Genomic DNA, 21,625 nt, shown 5'->3' with positions numbered 1-21,625 from the left:
CGTGCCCTCGCTGGAGCATGAGCTCCGACGCCGTTCACACCCGAAAGCGACCACGCGGGTCGAGCGTCGCTGCAGCTCGCTTGGCCGAACCAGGAGGGGGCCGCTCGAGTTCTCCGTCCCGTCTGCGTCCCAGGGGTGTGCGGCGCCCTCGATGAGGGGCTGCACCAGCGCTGGTGCGGGGGCCACGGAATTCGCCCTCTGCCGCCGACCGGCGGGCTGACCCTGATCCAGCGCATCCGTGGGCATTGCCGATCTGCCGGGAGTATCGGATCTCATCTCATGAGGGTGAGGCTCACCTGGTGCGCCGGACTGAGAATGAAGCACAGCGGTCGTTCGGGGGCTGCTTACGGCCGTCGAGTTCATAAGGAGACTCTCATGTCGAGAGCGCATCGGGTCCTCGCCGGACCCATGGCAGTAGCAGTCACGCTCGCGTTGCTGACGGGCTGTGGTTCGGGCACGACAACCGATACGTCCGGCAGTACGAGCACCAGTAGTGCCAGCGGTACCGGCAGTGACAGTCCCCAGGAACAGGCAGGTTCTGAGCGAATCTGCGATGCCGCCACTGCTCATACCAGCGCGGTCTCCGAGTTCGAGGACACACTCACCCCCGAGGTCACCATCGAGCAGCTCCGCTCGGCACGGGACAAGATCGTGAGCACCTACACCGAACTGGACCAGGCGGCCGCGGATGTCGCCGCAGATCGATGGGTTGCCGTCGAAGCGGCGGAACGGAAACTGGAGAAGGCGGTCGATGACATCCCCGACCAGGCGACAGTGCGCGAGGCCGTCGAATCGCTCCGCAACGAGGCATCAGACCTCAAGGTCGCCGTCGGCGACCTTGTGAAGGGAGTCACCTGCTAGAGCCCCGGCACCGAGAAGCATCAGGAATCCACGCCTTGAAGGCCGGACTCATTCCCCAGCCGATACCGCGTTCACGAAACGCGCCCCTAGTGGACAGAAAGCGAGATCAGCATGAACTTCTTCGAGAACCTGTGGGACCTTATGTGGTGGTCCATCGGCCTCTACGTGTTCCTGGGCTGCCTGTTCGCCGTGTTCACGGTCATCGGCGACATCTTCCGTGATCACGATCTCAACGGCTGGGCGAAAGCAGGATGGCTCGTCGTCCTGGTTCTTGTGCCGTTCCTGACCGTGCTGGTGTACCTGATCGCCCGCGGTGAAGGCCTGACCAGACGATCGATGGCGAGCAAACGTCAGTACCAGGCCGCGCACGAAGCCTACATCCGCAGCGTGGCGACCCTGAGCCCCAGCGATGAGATCACCAAAGCCAAGGGTCTTCTGGACGCCGGGACCATCACCCCCACCGAATTCGATTCGATCAAAGCCAAAGTAGCGGTCTGAACCGCCGGCCCGATCGGTGAGCGGCAGGAAGGGTTGCGCGACGAGGCCATGCACGTTGCCGGCACAGGTGTTCACCCACCGGACGACGAATCCAGGCACGAGCGATCCTTGCCGCGTCCGCGGAGAAGGAGAACTCGGTCGCTTTCGGGATACCACCGTGACCAGGGGTCGTGCGCTGGTTCGAAGGAGGCTCGGTGAGAACGTTTGGCGTTGAGGAGGAGCTTCTGCTGGTGGATCCTGTGACTCTCCACCCACTGCCCCTTGCTCAGCAAGCGATCGAACTGCATGAACATCACGGCCGGCAGGGACGGGACGAGAGGTTCGGAGCCAGCCATCAGGTCACTCTTGAACTGCAGCAAGAGCAGATCGAAGTTGTCTGCCCCCCACAGGAAACGCTGGCCGGGCAACTTCGCGCGATCCGGGACGGACGTGGTCTCGCCGAGCGGGTAGCCGCAGCCATCGGTGGGCGAACCGCCGCCCTAGCTACTGCGCCGTTCCGAATTGCTCCGCACCCCGTCGTCAGTGACCGATACGGCCGGATCAGGAATCAGTTCGGGCTCACGGCCCGGGAACAACTTACCTGCGGCTTCCACGTGCATGTCGGGATCGAGTCCAGAGCTGAAGGTGTGGGCGTTCTGGACCGGATCCGCACCTGGCTGCCCACCATCCTGGCGCTCAGCAGCAACTCTGCGTTCTGCAACGGTGTGGACACCGGATACAACAGTTATCGCTATCAGGCCTGGAGCCGGTGGCCCACCAGCGGACCCGGCGACCTGTTCGGAACGGAAGAAGAATACGACCGACACTGCCTGGAGCTCCTGGATTCGGGCGTCCCGCTGGACGAAGGAATGCTCTACTTCGATGCCCGCCTGAGCAATCATCTGCCCACGCTCGAAGTTCGGATCGCCGACGTCTGCATGGTGGTGGAACATGCGGCTGTCATTGCAGCGATCATTCGAGCTCTGGTCGAGACCGCGGCCCGAGCGTGGAAGGCAGGGCAGCCGCCACGTGGGATCAGCACCAATACGCTGCGCGCGTGGTCCTGGCAGGCCAGTCGCTGGGGACTGGACCATGAGCTGGTTGACCCGGTCACCTGCAGGCTCGAGCCTGCCGACGTGGTGACCGCAGCTCTGCTCGATCTCCTCCGGCCGGTCCTGGTCGAGTATCGGGAGTACGAGGAGGTGACCGCGGTCGTCGAGGCGATGTTGCGAGAGGGACCTGGGGCACGGCGTCAACGAGACATCCATGCCCGAACCGGAAGCCTTCGCGACGTCGTCGAATTGGCCCTTACAACACCACGCGCGACCCTTCTGCAGACACGTCCCACCCTCCGCGAAAATCTGTCATTCCTTGCGGAACCACCTGGTCTACCACTCTCGTACTCGGCGTTTCCGGCGCCGGACGACGACGGGACAATCGAGTCGAAGGAGGCCTGATCGGATCGAGACGGAGACTTTGGTGATTGGCCGGCTTCGTCGCGGAATTCCCCACCGCGGGATGCTACTGCAGTGCCGACGTCAGCCGTGCGACACCGTCCAGCGAGGTGGACGAGAGCGGTTCCTGCGCCCATTCTTCACGGGTCAACTCACTCGAGACCGATCGATAGTGTTCCTCGACGTCGCGCATCTGCTGCACGAAGACGCGGCCGCGCACCACGAGCGACACTTCGAGATTCAGGCTGAAGGAACGGATGTCCATGTTGCTGGATCCGATGACGGCGAGGTCGTCGTCGATCGACAAGTGCTTTGCATGCAGGATGTACGGCGCCGGGTAGCGGAAGATCTTTACCCCGGCATCGAGAAGATCTCCGTAGTAGGAACGCTGGGCATGGAGGACCGGACCTTGATCACCGATCTCTGAGACGAAGAGCTGGACGTCGAGGCCGCGCTGGCAGGCGGACGTGATGGCGTACATCATCGCCTCGTTGGGAACGAAGTACGGGCTCGTGATGATCGCTCGTTTCGACGCTCCGTACAGCAGGGACAGGAACAGGCGCAGGTTGTTCTCGGTCTCGTAGGACGGCCCACTCGGCACCACCTGGCATTCGATCGCATTCGGGGACCGATCGAAGGCGGCAGCGCGAACAGGCAGATTCGTTGTCGGCGATGCTGGGTCGAGGTGTTCCCCGGTCTCGGACAGCCAGTCGGAGTGGAACACGGCATTCAGGCTCGTCACCACCGGTCCCTCGAGCCGCGTCACCAGCTCTTGCCACTGCAGACCGCGTCTGATGTTCTTCGAGGTGTTGTAACTGCGGTCGATCAGGTTCTGGGAGCCCATGAAGCCCACCCGCCCGTCGACCACCACCAGCTTCCGGTGGTTGCGGAGGTCGGGTCGTTGATACTTGCCCTTCAAGGGCATGACCGGCAACATGTAGCTCCATTGCACGCCGATACGGTCGAGTTCAGCGAAGGTCTCCTTGCTGTGGACCGCTTTGGCGGAGGAGATGTGGTCGGCGAGCAGGCGCACCGTCACGCCACGGGCGACGGCGGCTTCCATGGCTGCGAAGAAACCTTTCGTCGTGTCGTCGAAGGACACGATGAAGAACTCCACGTGCACGAACCGTACTGCGGTGTCGATTTCCGCGGCCATGGAGTCGATGGCCTGTCGATAGTCGCTGAGGAGAGTGCCGGTGTTCCCGTCCACGACCGGGATGCCGCCGAGCAACTGATTCTGTCGGGTGACATTGGCGAACCACTCTGGCCAGCTGTCTCGTTGTGGGGTCAGGTCCAGTCCTTCGGCGGCGGCAGCGATGAGAGCGGTGATCCGCGTCTGTTCCGCACGGCGTCGCTTCGGGAGTTTGGTCGAGCCGATGACGAGGTACAACACCACGCCAATGACCGGGAGCAACGCGATGGCCAGAAGCCAGGCCATCGCCGCCGTGGGCTTGCGCCGTCTGGGAATGACGATGAGCGCGGTGATGCACATGGCGAGGTGTGCGAGCACCGAGAGGATCCACGCGAGGTTCGTGCTGAGTACCGGATTCATCAGTCTGCCTTACGAGGTCGGTCATGAAGTATCACCGTTCAGGGATCATGGGTTCACGGTAGGGCGATGCCCAGCCCCTTGCACCACCCCCGGGGGGTGACGTGAGACCCCGGCCCGATCATGCATGTCGACGCATATCGACGCATATCGACGCATGTCGACCAGGGATCCGCCGGGGAAGAGCCGACTTTGCCGTCGGCCCGGATCGCGGAGCCGGGTAGTCGGGCGCCCCACTGTTGTGTGCACTCTTGACGCTGATAAGCGGCGGGAGCAGGATGCGGGCATGGCAGATCCGGCGCAGGACGGGGTTCCTCCCACTGGGGCCGAAGCCACGGGCGTTGTATCCCAGGACGACTTCGAAGACCTGCCGCTCACCTACGACGTCCTGCGATGGATGATGATCGGTCTTCCTGCACTCCTGCTCACGGTCACCGTCTTCCACGCGTTGAGGACCGGAAGCTTCGAAGGCTCCATCAGCGCCTACTACGGCGGCCCGGTCCGGGACGTCTTCGTCGGGGTGATCATCGCTACCGCCGCCTGCATGGTGGCGTACCGCGGCTGGTTCGCGCTCGAAGACTTCGCGTTGAACGTGGCCGGCTTCTTCGCCGTCTTCGTGGCACTTGTACCGGACGGGCTAGGCACCATCATGGGCGACCTGCGCGATCGAGAGGCGGCCCTTGTGGCCCTGACGGCCGATAGCGCCCTCGCGGGAGAGCTAGCAGCTGAGCTCGAGAACGCCCGGCCGGCGTTCACCGCCGAGGAGTACGGCTGGTCCCTGCGGGTCGCCCTGACTGCCGTTCTCCTGCTGTGCGGTTGGTTGGTGTGGAACGAGCTGCGACAGTCCCGCCGCACCGTCGACCTGCTCGTCCGTGGTGGATGGAGTAGGCGAACAGTCATCGGCACGGCAGTGGTCGCGCTCTGCTTCGTCATCCTGACGTACTGGCAGCTGTGGCTGATCGGCCCTGCACGCGAGGTCTCGCTGCCCGGAGTCGCCCTGGGTCTGCTTCACGTCGAAGTGCACGATATCGCAGCAATCCTCATGATCGCCTCGTTGCTGGTGGTGGTGGCGAGCCACGGGTGGCCGGAACCCGCGGCGCGAGCCGACCCGAGACGTTCTGTGCAGCCCGCAGATCATGATTTCCGGCATGCCTACAGGATCATCTTCGGCCTGATGTCATTCGGTGGGGCCTGCGTGCTCGGCCTCGGGTGGATGTTCGTCCGTCAGCACGTCGTGTTGATGGTGGAGTGGTACGAGATCCTGCTCTTCTGCTGGTTCTGGTTCCTGGAAACGAGAAGAGTGAGCAGGTGTCGTCGCGACGTCGGGATGGCCACGATGTAGTGCGCAAGGGACTGCCGATATCCGCGCCCAGGGGGCGGAGGTGCCGCTGATGGTTGCCCTACCTGCGTTGCAGGAGGACCACGCCGTCGTCGAGGGTCGCGGCTTCGCCGTCGGGTCCTGTCGTCGTGCGGGAGCGTACCTGGGAGATGCGCACCGTCCAGGGGTTCTGGTCGAGTTCGAGTTCGGCGATCTCCTCCTCGGGCGTGAGGAAGGTGTGGTTGTTGTGCGTCTCGGGAGGCGCCCACGGAGGTGCTGCTGCGTGAGTCACGATGAGTAGATGACCACCGGCTACCACGCGGGATGCGGCGTTTCGCAGGATTCGCGTCCTGGTGAGGGCAACGGGGGAGTGGAAGAACGACGCGGCGACGAGGTCGTACCCGTCTTCGGCGTGCCCGACATCACCTGCCCAGGTCTCCAGGTCGACGGTGTCGAACCGGGCCGTTCCCGGCATCGGGCCGGCAGCGGTCGCTGACGCCCTGGCTCGGGTGATGGCAGTGGGGGAGATGTCGATACCCGTCACGTTCCAGCCCTGTTGCGCCAGCCAGACCGCGTCCCCACCTTCACCGCAACCAAGATCGAGGGCCCGCCCGGGCAGGAGTCCGCGGGCGACGTCGGCTGTCGTCACATTGACCCGCCCGGACCATACGGATCCCGCCTCCTGGTACCGGTGTTCCCAGAACACGGAAGGCACTGCGGTCTCTGCTGCGGCATGTGTCGTGGCTCCATCATTCATCGCGCGTCCACGCTTTCAGTCTCGAGGGAAAGGGTGTCATGTCCGGGCTGAGATCCAGCTTGAACCGACGTTGGGCGCGTCGGCAAATATTCTTGCTGCTTCAGCAAGGATCGGATGCGCTCCGAAAGGCGTCGTGTCCATCGACACTGCGAAGGTCCGTCCTGCAGGCATCACTCCGACTATGTTCGTAGGGTGATCGGCCGTGCTGCTGATCTGCACGATGGTTCAGCAGTACTGGCCAGGGCCGGTTCCTCGACCGGCGAATGACGGGATGCGTTCTGCCCGCTGTTCCTGGTCGTGGTGAGGACGGCGGATGAGGGATGAGGAGGGCGATTCGAGTGAGCCGTGTGGATGGGCAGTCCGTTCGGGAGTCCCTCCGGACCCAGTTGTGGCCGATTCCGTTGGCTGCTGTTGTTCTCGCACTGGTGTTCGGGCAGTTCCTCCCGTTCCTGGATGAGCGCCTCGATGACAGCCTGCCGGAAACGGTCTCCGGTCTTCTGTTCGGCGGGGGGCCCGAGGCGGCACGGTCGCTGCTGGAAACGATCGCGAGCTCGACCATCACGGTGACGTCGCTGACGTTCTCCCTGACGGTCGTCACCCTTCAACTGGCGAGCAGCCAGTTCTCCCCGCGCCTGCTGCGCACCTTCACGCGGGACCGGTTCGTCCACAACACCCTCGCATTGTTCCTTGCGACCTTCGTCTTCTCCCTGACCGTGCTGAGAAGTATCCGAGTGGAGAGCAGTGCCGGGGCGAGTTTCGTCCCGGAGATCGCCGTCACCACCGCGTTCATGCTGACCATCGCGAGCGTCGTCGGTCTCGTCCTGTTCCTGGCTCACCTGGCACGGCAGATCCGTGTGGAGACCATGCTGCGCGATGTGCACCGCGAGACGAGCCGTACCCTGGAACGGATCTATCGTGACCAGGGATCCCACCCGGAAGGCAGTGCGCTCCAACGCACCGGGGGGATACCGCTGAGAGCTCCGCGCTCGGGGTTCCTCACCCGGGTCGACGAGGAAGCCCTCACGGCCAGTGCTACCCGACAGTCAGTGCTCGTCTCCGTCGACGTCGCCCCGGGAACCTCTCTTGTGAAGGGCATCCCGGTCGGGCGGATGTGGAGCACGAGTGACGCTCCCATCGACGAGGAACGGAGCGCGGAAATAGCCGAAGAGGTGCTCGGAGCGTTGCGGACCGGGTTCGAGCGCACCTCGAGCCAGGACCCGTCCTTCGGTCTGCAGCAGCTGCTCGATGTGACCGACAAGGCCCTGTCTCCCGGGGTGAACGACCCCACCACGGCTGTCCATGCCCTCGGTCACATCTCCGCGATCCTCTGTTCTCTCACCGACCGGTCCACGGGATCACGAACGCTCAGGGACGACGAGGGAGCCGCGCGAGTGCATCTGGTTCTTCCGACCTTCATCGAGCTCGTCGAACTGGTCATGGATCAACTCATCACCTACGCGTTCACCGACCCGCGGACAGCCGGCCGAACCATCGCCATGCTCTCGGAAATCACCGCCAGCGCCACCGATGCGGGCTCCCTGGCCCGGCTCGCCGCGCCACTCCGGCTCCAGCTGGGACGAGTCAGGACGGCCATCGGCAAGTCCCCCCTGGACGCGGCGATCCAGCAGAACCTCACGGAGAAGCTCGCCCGCATCAGAGCGGGAGAATGAGCTGCCGATCCTCACGTCAGGACTCGTTCAGGAGCAGTCGCGCGTGTCGGCATGAACGACCGCAGTTACCGGTGTTCGGGTGTCGTCGGCGGGTTTGCCTGGACGGGTGAACGTGAAGGTGGAGGTGAAGGTGGGTCGGTTCCGCGGAGGAAGAACGCCCCGAGTGATCCGGCGAGGGTGGCGAACACGGCGACGGAGTAGACGGCGAGGATGACCTGCAGGATGCGGGCGAAGGGCGTTGTCGGGGACAGTCCACTGCCGGTGATCGTGGCCATCGCGGATTCGAAGAGGGCATCCGCGTAGGACGCGTGCGTTCCCGTGGCGTACAGCAACTGGCTGGAAGCGAGGATGACCACTGCGGTCACGGCTGCCAACCACCCGATGCGGCTCGACAGGAGCCGCCCGGCCGACCGCGAGCCCCGCACACCTGCGGAGACGATTCCGCCGAAGCGTGCGAAACGCGCCACACGGATGAAACGCAACGCTTGAAGTGCCCGGAAGAAGCGCAGGAACGGTACCAGGAGGAAGATGACCTGCCACCAGTTCTTCCTCCAGAACGTTCCGCTGAACCCGGCGATGTAGGCGCGGAGCAGGAATTCGGCGACGAACACCGTCCAGAACACCCACCCCAGCACGGTGAAGAAGAGGACCATTCCGGTGCTGGTGGCCAGGATCTGCCCGAGCACCACGAACAGGAAGACGACGCCCAGGATGCCCATGGGCTTGTCCAGGCGTGCTGCCACGGCTTCCGCGCGGCGCAGGCCCGTTTCCTGGGCTATCGGTGCTTGGTTCATCGGATCGCGGTCATGACGGCTGGATCAGCCGTCATGACCGGGGTAGCCGACGATGCCGCTCATCGCGGATCCGCCACCCAGCGTCTTGGTGGGGACGACGCTGAGTTTGCCGTTGGTTTCGAGCACGACGGCGGCGACGGAGGACAGATCTCCGGTGCCGGTGCTTCGCACCGCTTGGAGGACTTCGGACTCGGTGAGGCGGTTGCGGCGGAGCTCCTCGTGCTGCAACCGCCCGTCCACGACGAGGGCGGCGGGTTTCGCGGTGATCGTGTTCCGCGCACCGGGCCGGCGCGCGGATACCCCGGCGACGATGAACTGCAGGCCGGCCAGGAGTACGAGGGCTGTGAGCCCCTCGGCGTACGCGACGTCGGAACCGAGCAGGATGGTGGCAAGGGTTGATCCCAGCGCGACGGTGATGATGAAGTCGAAAGCGTTGAGCTGGCTCAGCGTCCTCTTGCCGGAGAGCCGCAGGACTCCAATGAGCGTGACATAGGACACCGCCCCGACGATGAGGACCCGGAAGATGTCGGCCCACGAATCGAACCACATCGTCAGCGCCGCCGATGCGGTGTCAGGGTGCTGCCCTCGGCCTCCGGGCCCGGACAGTGACCGGCAGGGGTGGTATGGGTGTGGATCATTGCGTTCTCCTCCGGTGCGGATCGCGGATGGTGGGGTTCTGCCCTCGAGCGGCTGTCGCTGCACCCACGCTCACCGACCGGGTGTCGAGCACAGCCATCGGTCCGGGTGGCGGGGTGGTGTCAGCTGGTCAGGGCCGGTGTTGGTAGACATCGGGGGTGCCGTCGTCGTCGGCGTCGATCTGTTCCTCGGCGTGCATGGTCCTGTAGTGGCGGTTGCGGGTGCGCAGGACGACCGAGGCCAGGAGCGCCGCGGCGAGGGACGCAGTGAGGATGCCGACCTTGGCGTGGTCGTTGGTGGTACCGCCGTCGCCGAAGCTGAGGTCCGCGATGAGGAGGGACACGGTGAAGCCGATACCGGCGAGCAGCGCCACCCCGATCAGGTCCACCCACTTCAGAGAGGCATCGAGGTTGACGCGGGTGAGCTTGGTCAGCAACCAGGTGGTGCCCACGATCCCGATGGGTTTGCCGACGACAAGGCCGGCGATGATACCCAGGCTGACGGGGTCGGAGAGGGCGGCCAGGAACCCGGTCCACCCGCCGACGGCGACGCCGGCGGAGAAGAACGCGAAGACGGGGACAGCGAAACCTGCCGAGAGCGGCCGGAAGCGGTGTTCGAAGATCTCGGACAGTCCGGGGCCCGCGCCGGGTCCGCCGCTTGCCTGGCTGCGGATGACGGGGACGGCGAAGCCGAGGAGGACGCCGGCGACCGTGGCGTGTATCCCGCCCGCGTGCACGAGCGCCCAGGTGGCGAAGCCGAGCGGCAGCAGGATGAACCAGGTGGCAGCGGGCTTGAGCCCGAAGAAGCGCCGGTACACCTGCGCGAGGACGGTGAACAGTGCCAGTGGGATCAGGGCCAGCAGCAGCGGGCCAGGGTGGAGTGCCTCCGAGTAGAACAAGGCGATGATGGTGATGGCCAGTAGATCATCGACCACGGCAAGGGTGAGCAGGAAGATCCGCAGCGCGCTGGGCAGGTGCGATCCGACGATGGCGAGGACGGCGACGGCGAAGGCGATGTCCGTAGCAGTGGGTATCGCCCACCCCTTCAAGGTATCCGCGCTGGTCAGGTTGATGACTGCGTAGATGATCGCCGGCACCGCGACGCCCCCGAAAGCCGCCGCGACGGGCACGACCGCCTTGGAGAAGCTGCGCAGGTCTCCGGCGACGAACTCGCGCTTGAGCTCCAGTCCGACGAGGAAGAAGAACACCGCCAGCAGGCCGTCCGCCGCCCATGCGCCGAGGCTCAACTCCAGATGCCACGGCGCGTAGCCGATCCGGAGATCCCGCAGCGCGAAGTAGCTCTCCGAAGCCGGGGAATTCGCCCAGATGATGGCCACCGCGGCGGCGATGACGAGGAGGATCCCGCCCACGGTCTCCTTGCGGAGGATCTCGCCGATGCGCAGGGCTTCGGGGTAGGTACCGCGGCCCAGGAGTCCGCCCGGCGCGGACGCGGGCGGGGATGCGGACCGGCTGTCGGGTGTCTTCTCGGTCATGGGGAACTCCTCAGTATGGGGTCGACAATAGAACCTGCCGACCAGACTTCCCGGCTCACCTCTGTCCACCCTACCGATCGATCACCGTACGACGAGCAGGAAGACCGATCCGAACCCTTCCGTGGAACAGGTGACACAACGGTCCATCTGTGGGTAAGGGTTCCAGCCAGAGGCCGGTCCTAGTGTCCGACGCCGAGCGTCCCGCCCAGGCGCTCGCGCATCATCCGGGATGCCTCATTCAGGCCCACGATCTTCACGTCGGTGCCGTGAGTGCGGTATTTCTCCTGGATCGCGTCGAGGGCCGCGATGGTCGAGGCGTCCCACAGGTGGGAGCCGTGCAGGTCGATGGTGACCCTGTGGGGATCGGTGGCGTACTGGAACTGGGTGTAGAGATCGTTGGAGGAGGCGAAGAACAATTCACCGTTGACGGTGTACGTCGCGTACCGGTCCCCGTTCACCGTGGCCTCCGTACGGTCGACGGTGACAAAGTGTGCGACGCGGCGGGCGAAGGCGACCATGGCAACGAGGACGCCGACGCCGACGCCGATGGCGAGGTTGTGCGTCCACACCGTCACGATCACGGTGGCGAGCATGACGGTGGTCTCGCTCCTGGGCATGCGCTTCAAGGTAGAGGGCTGGATGCTGTGCCAGTCGAAGGTCGCGATCGATACGAAGATCATCACTGCAACCAGGGCCGCCATCGGGATGAGGGCCACGGTACTGCCGAGGGCCACGACGAGGATGAGCAGGAAGATCCCGGCGAGGAAGGTCGAGATCCGGGTTCGTGCACCGGAGACCTTGACGTTGATCATGGTCTGGCCGATCATCGCACAGCCGCCCATGCCGCCGAAGAACCCGGTGATGATGTTCGCCGTACCCTGGCCCCAGGACTCGCGGGTCTTGTTCGAGCGGGTGTCGGTGATGTCGTCCACCAACTTCGCGGTCATGAGGGACTCCAGAAGTCCGACGGCGGCCAGCGCCAGGGCGAACGGGAAGACGATTTGCAGCGTCTCGAGGGTCAGCGGGACGTTCGGGAAGAACGGGGAGGGCAGGCTCTCGGGCAGCTCGCCCTTGTCTCCGACCGTGGGCACGAGGATGTTGGCAAGGACCGCGAAGGCGGTGAGGACCACGATCGCGACCAGGGGTGCTGGAACTGCTGTGGTCAGCCGCGGGAGTCCGAAGACGATCAGCAGGCCGACGGCGACCATCGGGTACACCAGCCACGGCACGTCGACGAGTTCGGGGACCTGGGACATGAAGATCAGGATCGCCAGGGCGTTGACGAAGCCCACCATGACCGAACGGGGGATGAACCGCATCAGCCGGGCGACGCCGCTCACGCCGAGAATCACCTGGAAGATTCCACCGAGAATGACGGCTGCGATGAAGTAGTCCACCCCATGACTGGCTACCAGCGGTGCGATGACCAGGGCGACCGCTCCGGTCGCCGCCGAGATCATGGCCGGCCGGCCGCCGAGGAAGGAGATTGTCACCGCCATGGTGAAGGAGGCGAACAGGCCCAGGCGCGGGTCCACGCCGGCGATGATCGAGAAAGCTATCGCCTCGGGGATCAGAGCGAGGGCTACGACGAGCCCCGCGAGGACCTCGGTCTTCAGCAGGCGGGGGTTCCGCAGGGTCCGGGCGACAGACTGGCGTTCGACGGGGGTGAGTTCCGGGGTGGGTGGACTTGCTGCGGCTGCTGGCATGGCAGGTTCCTTCATGCGTCAGGGGATACAGGGAGAGGCGTGGGGGCGGGGAGTAGGCACCGCTGGAAGTGGGAAGCTGGCTCGTACGCCGTCGTCCAGGGAATCGGGGAATGATCGCCGTACGACGACTATTCTACCCTGACGTTAGGGTTGAGTTTCGAGTGGGAGATGTCAGGGGAAGGCGAAACAGTAATGAGAAATGTGTCAGGGAAGGTCCCGGGGCGATCAGCGGAGTCGTCGGATCCTGGCCCGTCGGGCGCGGCTGCCGGCCTGGCGGAGAGCACCGGGACCCGGACGATGCATATCGGTGAGCTCGCCGAACGTACGGGCCTGTCTCTACGGACCATCCGACACTACGACGACGTCGGCATCCTGCCGGCGACGGCCCGCACGGAGGGCGGCTTCCGCGTCTACACCGAGGACGACCTCGAGCGGCTGATGGTGATCCGCCGGATGAAACCCCTGGGTTTCACGCTCGAGGAGATGAAGGACCTGCTTACGATCCTAGATGCCTTGCAGGAGGTGGACGATGAGGAATGGGCTCGCGACCTCCGATCACGCCTGACAGTGTTCCGGCGCAGCGCTGAGGAGCGTCGGGCATCGATGATCAAGACACTCGCCCGGGCCGATGAGTTCATCGAGGTACTGAGCCAGTACTAGACGCCCGGCCCAAAGGATCGCAGGCCTGAGGATCCGAGCCAGCTGAATGTCCTGATCATCGCGGAATGCAGGCGGACGCCGTCACTCAGCGCACAGCACCCCGAACTCTTCTCGTCACCGCAGGGCGTCGTGGAGTTGATGCAGCCATGACGGGAAGTCCTCTGGACCGTCGAACTGAGCGCCGGCCGCCTCGCTCACCTCGGGGGGCGATGTCGGATCCGTCGATGACGAGCGGGTAGCCCCTTGCTGTGGTTGCCGCCTCGAAAGCTGGAAGATCCCCGCGGTTATCGCCTGCATGGGACGACCCGGAGGTTCCTTGTGTTGATGCTTCGTCGAAGAGCAGTGCCTTTGTCCTGATCCGGGCATCCGAAGTTCTTCCACGAACTTGCCCGGCTCGTGGCGCAGCCCATGGGCGTCGATCGCTTCGTGGATGGGCGGGGCGATCCGTTACAGTGGCGCCGCAAGCCGCATCCCCGGAGGATCGGGCGTCACACCACGCAGAACTCGTTGCCTTCCGGATCGAGCAGGACGACGTGATCCGGCTGCGGGCCGAGGGCATGTTCCTCGAGGACCGACGCTCCGGCAGCCACCAGCTTCTCGACGGCCTCCATGATGCGGTGCCGGCGGACCGCCGCGGGCGTCGCACGTCCCCCGCCGACCTGCAGGTCGAGATGCAGGCGGTTCTTCATCGCCTTGCCCTCGGGCACCCTGAGGAAGGTGATCCTCGGGAGGACGTCGTGGGGGTCGACCAGGGTTGCCACGTCGTCCCATTCGTCCTCGGGGACATCGCAGGTGCGGTACCACTCCCGCCATGTGGCGAATCCTGCCGGGGGAGGTGCGTCCACGTACGCCAGAGCGGTCTTCCAGAACGATGCCAGGCGTACGGCGTCGTGGCAGTCGATCGTGATCGTCCAGTCGGTGGTCATCGTGCCTCCCGGCATCGATCACCGGACATCCTGCACGTGAGCAGGGATCCTCGCATCACCGGCCCGGCGCTGCCTGATCGGGTGCGGAGAACTGCGTCAGGAGCCTGAAGCCGTGCCTGTCGACCGACCGGTGAACGGCACTGAGCACGACGACTCCGGTGCCCGTGCCCCGGTCGACCCCGATCCAGCTGCTGAAGCCTCCGGTACTGCCGTTGTGCCAGGTCATCCCCCGGCCATGGTGCTCGAGGGTGATCCACCCGGCGCCGATGCCGACCCGGGGACCGAAGCTCGTGACAGGATCGAGCGCCGAGCTGCCCCGGGCCGTGCCGTCGAGGACCGAACCGAGGAAGCCGCGCATGGTGCCGATGGTCGCGCGGACGCCTCCTGCGGGAGCGAGGGCCTCACCGACCCAGGGGTGCATGGGCCGCCCGAAACGATCCGACCCCGTGAGGTCCGCCGGCCCGAGGTCCTCCATACCGGCGGGAGTCGGGAACCCGGGCCCCAGCACGTCCCGCAGGAGCTGTCCGTAGCTCCGGCCGGCCGCTGCCGCCACGGCATGCCCGAGCAACTGGAAACCGAGATTCGAATACCTCGGCTTCGGTGCGCCGAGGCGCACATTGCGCGTCTGCACCAGGAGATCGGCGAGCGAATCGCCGTAGGGGTTCTCCCCGCGCACCCAGAACCCGAGGGTTCGCCGGAGCGGGTGCATCCCCGGGGGCAGGCTCGGAAGCCCGGAGCGGTGGGTGGCCAGGGAGCCCAGATCCAAGGCCCCGACCCTCCCATGACCGACCGGTGGCAGCAGCTCGCCGAGCGCGGTCGTCTGCGAGACGAGACCGCGGTCCACGGCATCCCGGTAGACCATGCCGGTGAGCGCCTTCGAGATCGACCCGATCTCGAAGGTGGACTCGTGGTCGGAGCCCACCATCGCCGTCATCTCGCGGTCCGGGGTCACCACCGCCACCGCTGCGGTCGACGCCCGGAACTCGCGGTCCACGGCGTTCACGAGGTCCGCGTCCCCCACCCATCCAGCCACCATGACGATCTCCCTCCCAGAGCCGACAACCGACCGCCTGTCAACGTGTGTTGACGAGCGGGCCCACACGGCATAGTACCTGTCAGGAGCCCGCGAGGTCAGGGGGAAAGAGCAAGGGGACCTGCCACGGACTGCCGGTGCGTCAGAAGCGAGCCGACGCCTCACTCTGCGCAGGGACGACCGGCGTGAGGCGGGTGAGCTGGGTGACGTGCCGAGGCTCGAGTTCGCCGAGGTGGGAGACGCCGAGAAGGCGCATGGTCCTCTCGATCTCGTCCCGGAGGATGGCGATGGCCCTGTCCACGCCGTCGCGCCCGCCGGCCATGAGCCCGTAGAGGTAGGCCCGGCCGATGAGCGTGAACTTCGCGCCCAGGGCCATGGAGGCGACGATGTCCGCTCCGTTCATGATGCCGGTATCGACCATGATCGTGGCGTCACTGCCGACCTCGCGGACGACCTGGGGGAGGAGGTGGAAGGGGATGGGCGCGCGGTCGAGCTGGCGGCCGCCGTGGTTGGACAGGATGATCCCGTCGACGCCCAGGTCCACGAGGCGGACCGAGTCCTCGACGTTCTGGACGCCCTTGATGACGATCTTCCCGGGCCACAGGTCGCGGATGACGGCGAGGTCGTCGTAGCCGATCGTGGGGTCCATCGCGGCGTTCAGCAGGTCGCCCACCGTTCCGCCGGTGTCGGTCAGGGACGCGAATTCCAGCTTCGGCGTGGTCAGGAAGTCGATCCACCACCAGGGCCGCGGTACCGCGTTGAGGATGGTGCCGATGGACAGCTGCGGCGGGATGGAGAACCCGTTGCGCTTGTCCCGCAGGCGGGCGCCGGCGACGGGGGTGTCGACGGTGAACATGAGGGTGTCGAAGCCAGCTTCGCCTGCCCGGCGGGCGAGTTCGTACGAGATCTCGCGTTGCCGCATCACGTACAGCTGGAACCAGTTGCGTCCGGTCGGGTTCGCCGCCTTCACGCCCTCGATGGACGTCGTGCCGAGGGTCGAGAGGGTGAAGGGGATCCCGGCGGCGGCCGCCGCGCCCGCGCCGGCCGTCTCACCCTCCGTCTGCATGAGACGGGTGAAACCGGTCGGGGCGATACCGAAGGGCAGTGCGCTGGGTCCGCCGAGGATCTCGACGGAGGTGTCGACGTGCTCGGCGGGACGGAGGATCGAGGGGTGGAACTCGATGTCCTCGAACGCCTGCCGGGCACGGCTCAGGGACAGCTCACCCTCGGCGGCGCCGTCGGTGTAGTCGAAGGCGGCCTTGGGCGTTCGGCGCTTGGCGATCGTGCGCAGGTCCGCGATCGTGAGCGCGGCATCCAGGCGCCGCTTCTTCCCGTTGAGCTCGATCTTCTTGAACTGCATCAGCTCGAGCATCTCCGCGGGAACGGGGAGTTGGCGCTTGGTCACTGGGTGATCCTTTCAACGGTAGGAACAATGCCGGGACCGGGGTCGCGGCTGGGGTTCCGGCTGGGTTCGTAGAGCAGCGGCGTGACCCCCGCCACGACGACGTGTCGGAGCTCCGACAGTCCGCCGCCGAGCCGGCCACCTGCCCGCGCCTGGACGAGGATGTTCCCGAGCGCCGTGGCCTCGACCGGGCCTGCCAGCACACTCCGGCCGGCGGCGTCGGCCGTCAGCTGGCAGAGCAGCGCGTTCTGCGAGCCGCCCCCGACGATATGGATGACGCCGGCGCTCGTCCCGGTGAGTCGCTCGGCGTCGGCGATGGTGCGGGCATATCCGTCCGCCAGGCTGTCGAGGATGCACCGGACGATGGCCGCCCGCCGGCCGGGAAGGACGAGACCGGTGCGCGCCACGGCCTCCATGAGACGCCGGGGCATGTTGTCGGGCGCGATGAAGGAGGCGTCGTCCGGATTGACCGTCGGCCCGCCGGCCGGCAGGGCCGCGGCGGCGGCCAGCAGAGCGGCGAGCTCCGGCTCCGGCCCTTCGATGCTCCATTCCCGCAGGCACTCCTGCAGCAGCCAGAGGCCGCCCGTGTTGCGGAGGTAGCGGATGGTCCCGTCGACGCCGCGCTCGTTGGTGAAGTTCGCGGCGCGGCTTTCCTCGGTGAGGATGGGTGCGTCGAGCTCGACGCCGACGAGGGACCACGTCCCCGACGAGATGTAGGCGAAGGAGCCCGACGTCGCGGGGACGGCGGCGACGGCCGAAGCGGTGTCGTGGGATCCGACGGCCACGACCCTGGTCGCCGGCGGGAGCCCGGTCCGGTCCGCGACCGGCGAGGACAGCGTCCCGATCGTCTCGCCCGCCTCGATGAGCGGCGGGAACAGGTCGGGGGCCAGGCCGAGCGGGTCGAAGAGGTCGGCAGCCCAGGTGCCGGTGGCGGCGTCGAGCAGTCCCGTCGTGGAGGCGTTCGTGGACTCCGTGCGGCGCTCGCCGGTGAGCCGGTAGGCGAGCAGGTCGGGGATGAGCAGCGCCTGCACGCCGGCCAGTGACCGCTCCGCGGCCAGCTGGTACACCGTGTTGAACGGCAGGAACTGGAGCCCGGTCCGCGCGTAGAGCCGTTCCGGCGGCACGGCCCGGTGCACGGCGTCGATCACGGCTGCCGTGCGCGCGTCCCGGTAGCTGAAGGGGAGGTGGCGGAGTGTGCCGGCGTCGTCGACCAGTCCGTAGTCCACCGCCCACGTGTCGATCCCGATGCTCGCGACGGTGTCGCCCGTTCTGGCCGCGGCTTCCGCGGCCAGGCGGAGGCCCACCAGCACCTCGTCGAACAGGGCCTCGACGTCCCACCGCAGGGCGCCGCCCAGGAACTGCGCGCCGTTGGGGAAGCGGTGAACGGTCGTGAGGTGCGGGCCGGCGTCCGTCAGCCCACCGAGGATCACGCGGCCGGAGGAGGCCCCGATGTCGACCGCCACGAACACCGCCGGACCGTCTGCCGTGTCAGCGTCCATGTCAGCGCAGGAACGCGGCCGCGACGCCCGCGTCGACGGGGATGTGCAGCCCCGTGGTGTGCGAGAGTTCGGCGGAGGTCAGGACCGCGACGGCGTTGGCCACGTTCTCCGGCAGCACCTCGCGCTTCAGCAGGGTCCGCTGCGCGTAGTACTCGCCCAGCTTGTCCTCCTCCACGCCGTAGACAGCTGCCCGCTTCGCGCCCCAGCCGCCGGCGAAGATGCCGGAGCCGCGGACGACGCCGTCGGGGTTGATGCCGTTGACGCGGACCCCGTGGCCGCCGAGTTCGGCGGCGAGGAGGCGGACCTGGTGGGCCTGGTCCGCCTTGGTGGCGCTGTAGGCGATGTTGTTGGGGCCGGCGAAGACGGAGTTCTTGGAGGAGATGTAGATGATGTCCCCGCCCATGTCCTGCTCGATCAGCACCCTCGCGGCGGCCTGCGACATGAGGAAGGAGCCCTTCGCCATGACGTTGTGCTGGAGGTCCCAGTCCTTCTCGGTGGTCTCCAGGAGCGGCTTGGAGATCGACAGCCCGGCGTTGTTGACCACGAGGTCGAGCCCGCCGAAGGCGAGCACGGCGGCCCTGACGGCCTCCCGCACCTGTACGGGATCGGTCACGTCGGCCTGGACGCCGATCGCGACGTCGGACCCGCCGAGGCCCTCGGCGACGCTGCTCGCGCTGTCGATGTCCAGGTCGGCGATCACGACGCAGGCGCCCTCGGCGGCGAGGCGTGTGGCGATGGCCTTGCCGATGCCCGAGGCCGCCCCGGTCACCAGGGCGATGCGCCCGGCGTGGGACTTCGGCTTCGGCATGCGGGCGAGCTTGGCCTCCTCGAGGGCCCAGTACTCGATGCGGAACTTCTCGACCTCCTCGATGGGGGAGTAGGTGGAGATGGCCTCGGCGCCGCGCATCACGTTGATGGCATTGAGGTAGAACTCCCCGGCGACGCGGGCGGTCTGCTTGTTGGCGCCGAAGGAGAACATGCCGACGCCGGGCACCAGGACGATCGCAGGGTCGGCGCCGCGCATGGCGGGGGATTCCACGGTGGCGTGGCGGTCATAGTAGGCGGCGTAGTCCGCCCGGTACTCGGCGTGCAGTTCACGCAGGCGCAGCAGGCAGCTCTCCACGTCGGCGTCGGCCGGGAGGTCGAGGATCAGGGGCTTGACCTTGGTGCGCAGGAAGTGGTCGGGGCAACTCGTGCCGAGGGCACCCAGCCGTGGGTGCGCCTCGCGGGCGAGGAAGTCCAGGACGCGGGGGTCGTCGGTGAAGTGGCCCACCTGGGCCTTGTCCGTGGACGCGAGCCCGCGGATGGTCGGGGCGAGGGCCGCGGCCTTCGCCCGGCGTTCCTCCTCGGGGAGTGCGGCGTAGCCCTCGAGGGACGGTCCGAAGGGTTCCGGTCGCCCGTGCTCGGAGATGTAGCGCTCCGCCGTCTCGATGATCCACAGGGAGTTCGCCTCGGCCTCGGCGGAGGTCTCGCCCCACGCGGTGATGCCGTGACCGCCGAGGATCGTGCCGATCGCGCCGGGGTTGGCCTGCCTGATCGCGGCGATGTCGAGGCCGAGCTGGAAGCCGGGACGGCGCCAGGGCACCCAGACGACCTTCGGCCCGAAGATGCCCGTCGTCAGTGCCTCGCCGTCCGCCGACGTCGCGACGGCGATGCCGGAGTCGGGGTGCAGGTGGTCCACGTGGGCCGCGTCGACCAGGCCGTGCATGGCCGTGTCGATCGACGGGGCCGCCCCGCCCTTGCCGTGCAGCGTGTAGTCGAAGGCCGCGACCATCTCGTCCTCGCGCTCCACGCCCGGGTAGACGCCCTGGAGGGCGCGCATGCGGTCCAGCCTCAGGACCGCGAGTCCGGATTCCTGCAGCGTCCCGAGGTCCCCGCCGGATCCCTTGACCCAGAGCAGTTCGACGTCCTCGCCCGTGACCGGGTCCGGGCCGCGGCCCTTGGCCGAGGTGTTGCCGCCGGCGTAATTGGTGTTGCGCTTGTCGGCACCGAGCCTGTTGGAGCGCGCGACGAGGTCGCCGACCGTCGGGTTGGTGGAGGTGGTCGTCAGATCTGTCATGGCTGTCATGCTCCCCATCCGGCCTGCCGGCCGCCCTGTCGTTCGGTGTTGATCCGGCCCTGGTAGCCGCTCGTCCGGTAGTCCGCCATCGGATCGGCGGGCAGTCCCTTCGACTCGCGCCACTGGGCCAGGGCGGGGCGGACATCCGTGTAGAAGGCGTCCATCAGGATCGCGTTGGCGCCGAGGACGTCACCGGATTCCTGTGCCGCGGCCAGGGCGGTCCGGTCGATGAGCAGCGCGCGCGCCGTCATCTCCTGCACGTTCAGCACCGAACGGATCTGGCCGGGGATCTTCTCCTCGAGGTTGTGGCACTGGTCGAGCATGAGGGCGATCCCGCTCGTCGGGTCGAGGCCGCCGCCCCGGACCACCTCGGCCATGATGCGGAAGAGCTGGAACGGGTCGGCGGCGCCCACGATGAGGTCGTCGTCGGCGTAGAAGCGCGAGTTGAAGTCGAAGGAGCCGAGCTTCCCGAGGCGGATCAGCTGCGCCACGATGAACTCGATGTTGGTCCCCGGGGCATGGTGGCCGGTATCGAGGCAGACGAGCGCCTTCTCGCCGAGCTGGAGGCAGTGCGCGTAGGAGGTGCCCCAGTCGGGGACGTCCGTGTGATAGAACGCCGGCTCGAAGAACTTGTACTCGAGCACGAGGCGCTGGTCCTCACCGAGGCGGTCGTAGACCTTCCGCAGGGACTCCTGGAGCCAGTCCTGCCGGGACCGCATGTCGGCCTGGCCGGGATAGTTGGAGCCGTCGGCGAGCCAGATCTTCAGGTCCCGCGAGCCCGTGACGTGCATGACCTCGATGCACTCGTACATGTGGTCGATGGCCTTGTTCCGGACGGCGGCGTCGCTGTGGGTCAGGCTGCCGAACTTGTAGTCGTCGTCCTGGAACGTGTTGCTGTTGATGGTCCCCAGCTTCATGCCGTGGTCCGCGGCGTAGGAGGCGAGCGTGCCGTAGTCGTCGACCCTGTCCCAGGGGATGTGGAGGGCGACGCTCGGGGCGAGGCCGGTCAGCCGGTGGACCATGCCCGCGTCGGCAATCTTCTCCTCCACGGTGCGGGGGGTGCCGGGGGTCGCGAACACCTTGAAGCGTGTTCCGGAGTTGCCGTAGGCCCAGGAGGGAACCTCGATGGCGAGCTGGTCCAGCTCTGCAGCGATGTCGTCGATGACAGTCATGTACTCTCTCCAGCGTTGGAAGGGTGAGCGGCCGCCGGGTGCTCGAGGGCACTGCCGGCGGCGGTTGTTCGGGTGTCTTCACGTGCCCGGAACGGACCGGGAAGGACTTCAACGGATAGACGTGCTTTTGAATCGTTTCATTGGCACGTTTCAAAGTTAT

At 66.7% G+C, this 21,625-nt stretch carries 18 protein-coding genes; 6 read left to right on the top strand and 12 right to left on the bottom strand.

Annotated features, from left to right (window positions below):
- The first annotated feature begins 375 nt into the window (after nt 1–375).
- From CXQ97_RS17320 to CXQ97_RS17310, 3 genes are all read left to right on the top strand, one after another.
- Complete coding sequence (locus CXQ97_RS17320) at nt 376–861, top strand: hypothetical protein (protein ID WP_104182133.1); 486 nt, start codon at nt 376–378, stop codon at nt 859–861.
- A gap of 111 nt (nt 862–972) precedes the next feature.
- Nucleotides 973–1,359, top strand: a complete 387-nt coding sequence (locus CXQ97_RS17315) for an SHOCT domain-containing protein (RefSeq protein WP_104182132.1) — start codon at nt 973–975, stop codon at nt 1,357–1,359.
- Nucleotides 1,360–1,553: 194 nt separating this feature from the next.
- Nucleotides 1,554–2,795: a glutamate--cysteine ligase gene (locus CXQ97_RS17310; protein WP_104182131.1), complete on the top strand. Its 1,242-nt coding sequence runs from the start codon at nt 1,554–1,556 to the stop codon at nt 2,793–2,795.
- Nucleotides 2,796–2,859: 64 nt separating this feature from the next.
- On the opposite strand, the gene cls is transcribed toward CXQ97_RS17310, so the two are convergent.
- Nucleotides 2,860–4,344, bottom strand: a complete 1,485-nt coding sequence (cls, locus tag CXQ97_RS17305) for a cardiolipin synthase (protein ID WP_104182130.1) — start codon at nt 4,342–4,344, stop codon at nt 2,860–2,862.
- Between the two features lie 283 nt (nt 4,345–4,627).
- On the opposite strand from cls, the gene CXQ97_RS17300 reads away from it, so the two are divergent.
- The gene (locus CXQ97_RS17300) at nt 4,628–5,683 is read left to right on the top strand and encodes a hypothetical protein (protein WP_104182129.1); all 1,056 of its coding nucleotides are present in this window, start codon (nt 4,628–4,630) and stop codon (nt 5,681–5,683) included.
- A 58-nt stretch (nt 5,684–5,741) separates the two neighbouring features.
- On the opposite strand, the gene CXQ97_RS17295 is transcribed toward CXQ97_RS17300, so the two are convergent.
- The gene (locus CXQ97_RS17295) at nt 5,742–6,416 is read right to left on the bottom strand and encodes a methyltransferase domain-containing protein (protein WP_104182128.1); all 675 of its coding nucleotides are present in this window, start codon (nt 6,414–6,416) and stop codon (nt 5,742–5,744) included.
- A gap of 320 nt (nt 6,417–6,736) precedes the next feature.
- Here CXQ97_RS17295 and CXQ97_RS17290 point away from each other — a divergent pair, with 320 nt between their 5' ends.
- A complete protein-coding gene (locus CXQ97_RS17290) occupies nt 6,737–8,086 on the top strand; it encodes a DUF2254 domain-containing protein (protein WP_104182127.1) in 1,350 nt (449 codons plus the stop codon).
- 65 nt (nt 8,087–8,151) lie between these two features.
- On the opposite strand, the gene CXQ97_RS17285 is transcribed toward CXQ97_RS17290, so the two are convergent.
- From CXQ97_RS17285 to CXQ97_RS17270, 4 genes are all read right to left on the bottom strand, one after another.
- Complete coding sequence (locus tag CXQ97_RS17285; RefSeq protein WP_181035133.1) at nt 8,152–8,880, bottom strand: hypothetical protein; 729 nt, start codon at nt 8,878–8,880, stop codon at nt 8,152–8,154.
- A gap of 24 nt (nt 8,881–8,904) precedes the next feature.
- Complete coding sequence (locus CXQ97_RS17280) at nt 8,905–9,429, bottom strand: YetF domain-containing protein (protein WP_104182126.1); 525 nt, start codon at nt 9,427–9,429, stop codon at nt 8,905–8,907.
- Between the two features lie 217 nt (nt 9,430–9,646).
- The gene (gene nhaA, locus CXQ97_RS17275; RefSeq protein WP_104182125.1) at nt 9,647–11,008 is read right to left on the bottom strand and encodes a Na+/H+ antiporter NhaA; all 1,362 of its coding nucleotides are present in this window, start codon (nt 11,006–11,008) and stop codon (nt 9,647–9,649) included.
- A 179-nt stretch (nt 11,009–11,187) separates the two neighbouring features.
- Nucleotides 11,188–12,714: a SulP family inorganic anion transporter gene (locus CXQ97_RS17270; RefSeq protein WP_104182124.1), complete on the bottom strand. Its 1,527-nt coding sequence runs from the start codon at nt 12,712–12,714 to the stop codon at nt 11,188–11,190.
- 297 nt (nt 12,715–13,011) lie between these two features.
- On the opposite strand from CXQ97_RS17270, the gene CXQ97_RS17265 reads away from it, so the two are divergent.
- The gene (locus CXQ97_RS17265) at nt 13,012–13,374 is read left to right on the top strand and encodes a MerR family transcriptional regulator (RefSeq protein ID WP_258062720.1); all 363 of its coding nucleotides are present in this window, start codon (nt 13,012–13,014) and stop codon (nt 13,372–13,374) included.
- Nucleotides 13,375–13,862: 488 nt separating this feature from the next.
- Here CXQ97_RS17265 and CXQ97_RS17255 read toward each other — a convergent pair whose 3' ends face one another.
- The 6 genes from CXQ97_RS17255 to rhaI all read right to left on the bottom strand — a co-directional run bounded on the left by CXQ97_RS17255 (nt 13,863) and on the right by rhaI (nt 21,465).
- A complete protein-coding gene (locus tag CXQ97_RS17255) occupies nt 13,863–14,300 on the bottom strand; it encodes a VOC family protein (protein ID WP_104182141.1) in 438 nt (145 codons plus the stop codon).
- A gap of 55 nt (nt 14,301–14,355) precedes the next feature.
- Entirely contained in the window at nt 14,356–15,336 is a 981-nt protein-coding gene (locus CXQ97_RS17250) for a serine hydrolase (protein WP_104182121.1), read from the bottom strand.
- Nucleotides 15,337–15,475: 139 nt separating this feature from the next.
- Nucleotides 15,476–16,738 carry an alpha-hydroxy acid oxidase gene (locus CXQ97_RS17245; RefSeq protein WP_104182120.1) on the bottom strand — a complete coding sequence of 421 codons (1,263 nt, stop codon included), beginning with the start codon at nt 16,736–16,738 and terminating at the stop codon, nt 15,476–15,478.
- Complete coding sequence (locus tag CXQ97_RS17240; protein WP_104182119.1) at nt 16,735–18,234, bottom strand: rhamnulokinase family protein; 1,500 nt, start codon at nt 18,232–18,234, stop codon at nt 16,735–16,737. Before CXQ97_RS17240 ends, CXQ97_RS17245 begins: the two co-directional genes overlap by 4 nt.
- Nucleotide 18,235: 1 nt before the next feature.
- Nucleotides 18,236–20,293, bottom strand: coding sequence for a bifunctional aldolase/short-chain dehydrogenase (locus CXQ97_RS17235; protein ID WP_104182118.1), 2,058 nt, complete (start codon nt 20,291–20,293; stop codon nt 18,236–18,238).
- Nucleotides 20,294–20,298: 5 nt separating this feature from the next.
- Nucleotides 20,299–21,465, bottom strand: a complete 1,167-nt coding sequence (gene rhaI, locus CXQ97_RS17230) for an L-rhamnose isomerase (protein WP_104182117.1) — start codon at nt 21,463–21,465, stop codon at nt 20,299–20,301.
- Nucleotides 21,466–21,625: the final 160 nt, after the last annotated feature.

The sequence above is a fragment of the Arthrobacter sp. B0490 genome (genome assembly GCF_002929355.1).
GTDB lineage: Bacteria > Actinomycetota > Actinomycetes > Actinomycetales > Micrococcaceae > Arthrobacter_D.
Note: the sequence above shows the minus strand (reverse complement) of the source record. Positions and strands in the feature narration are given on the sequence as shown.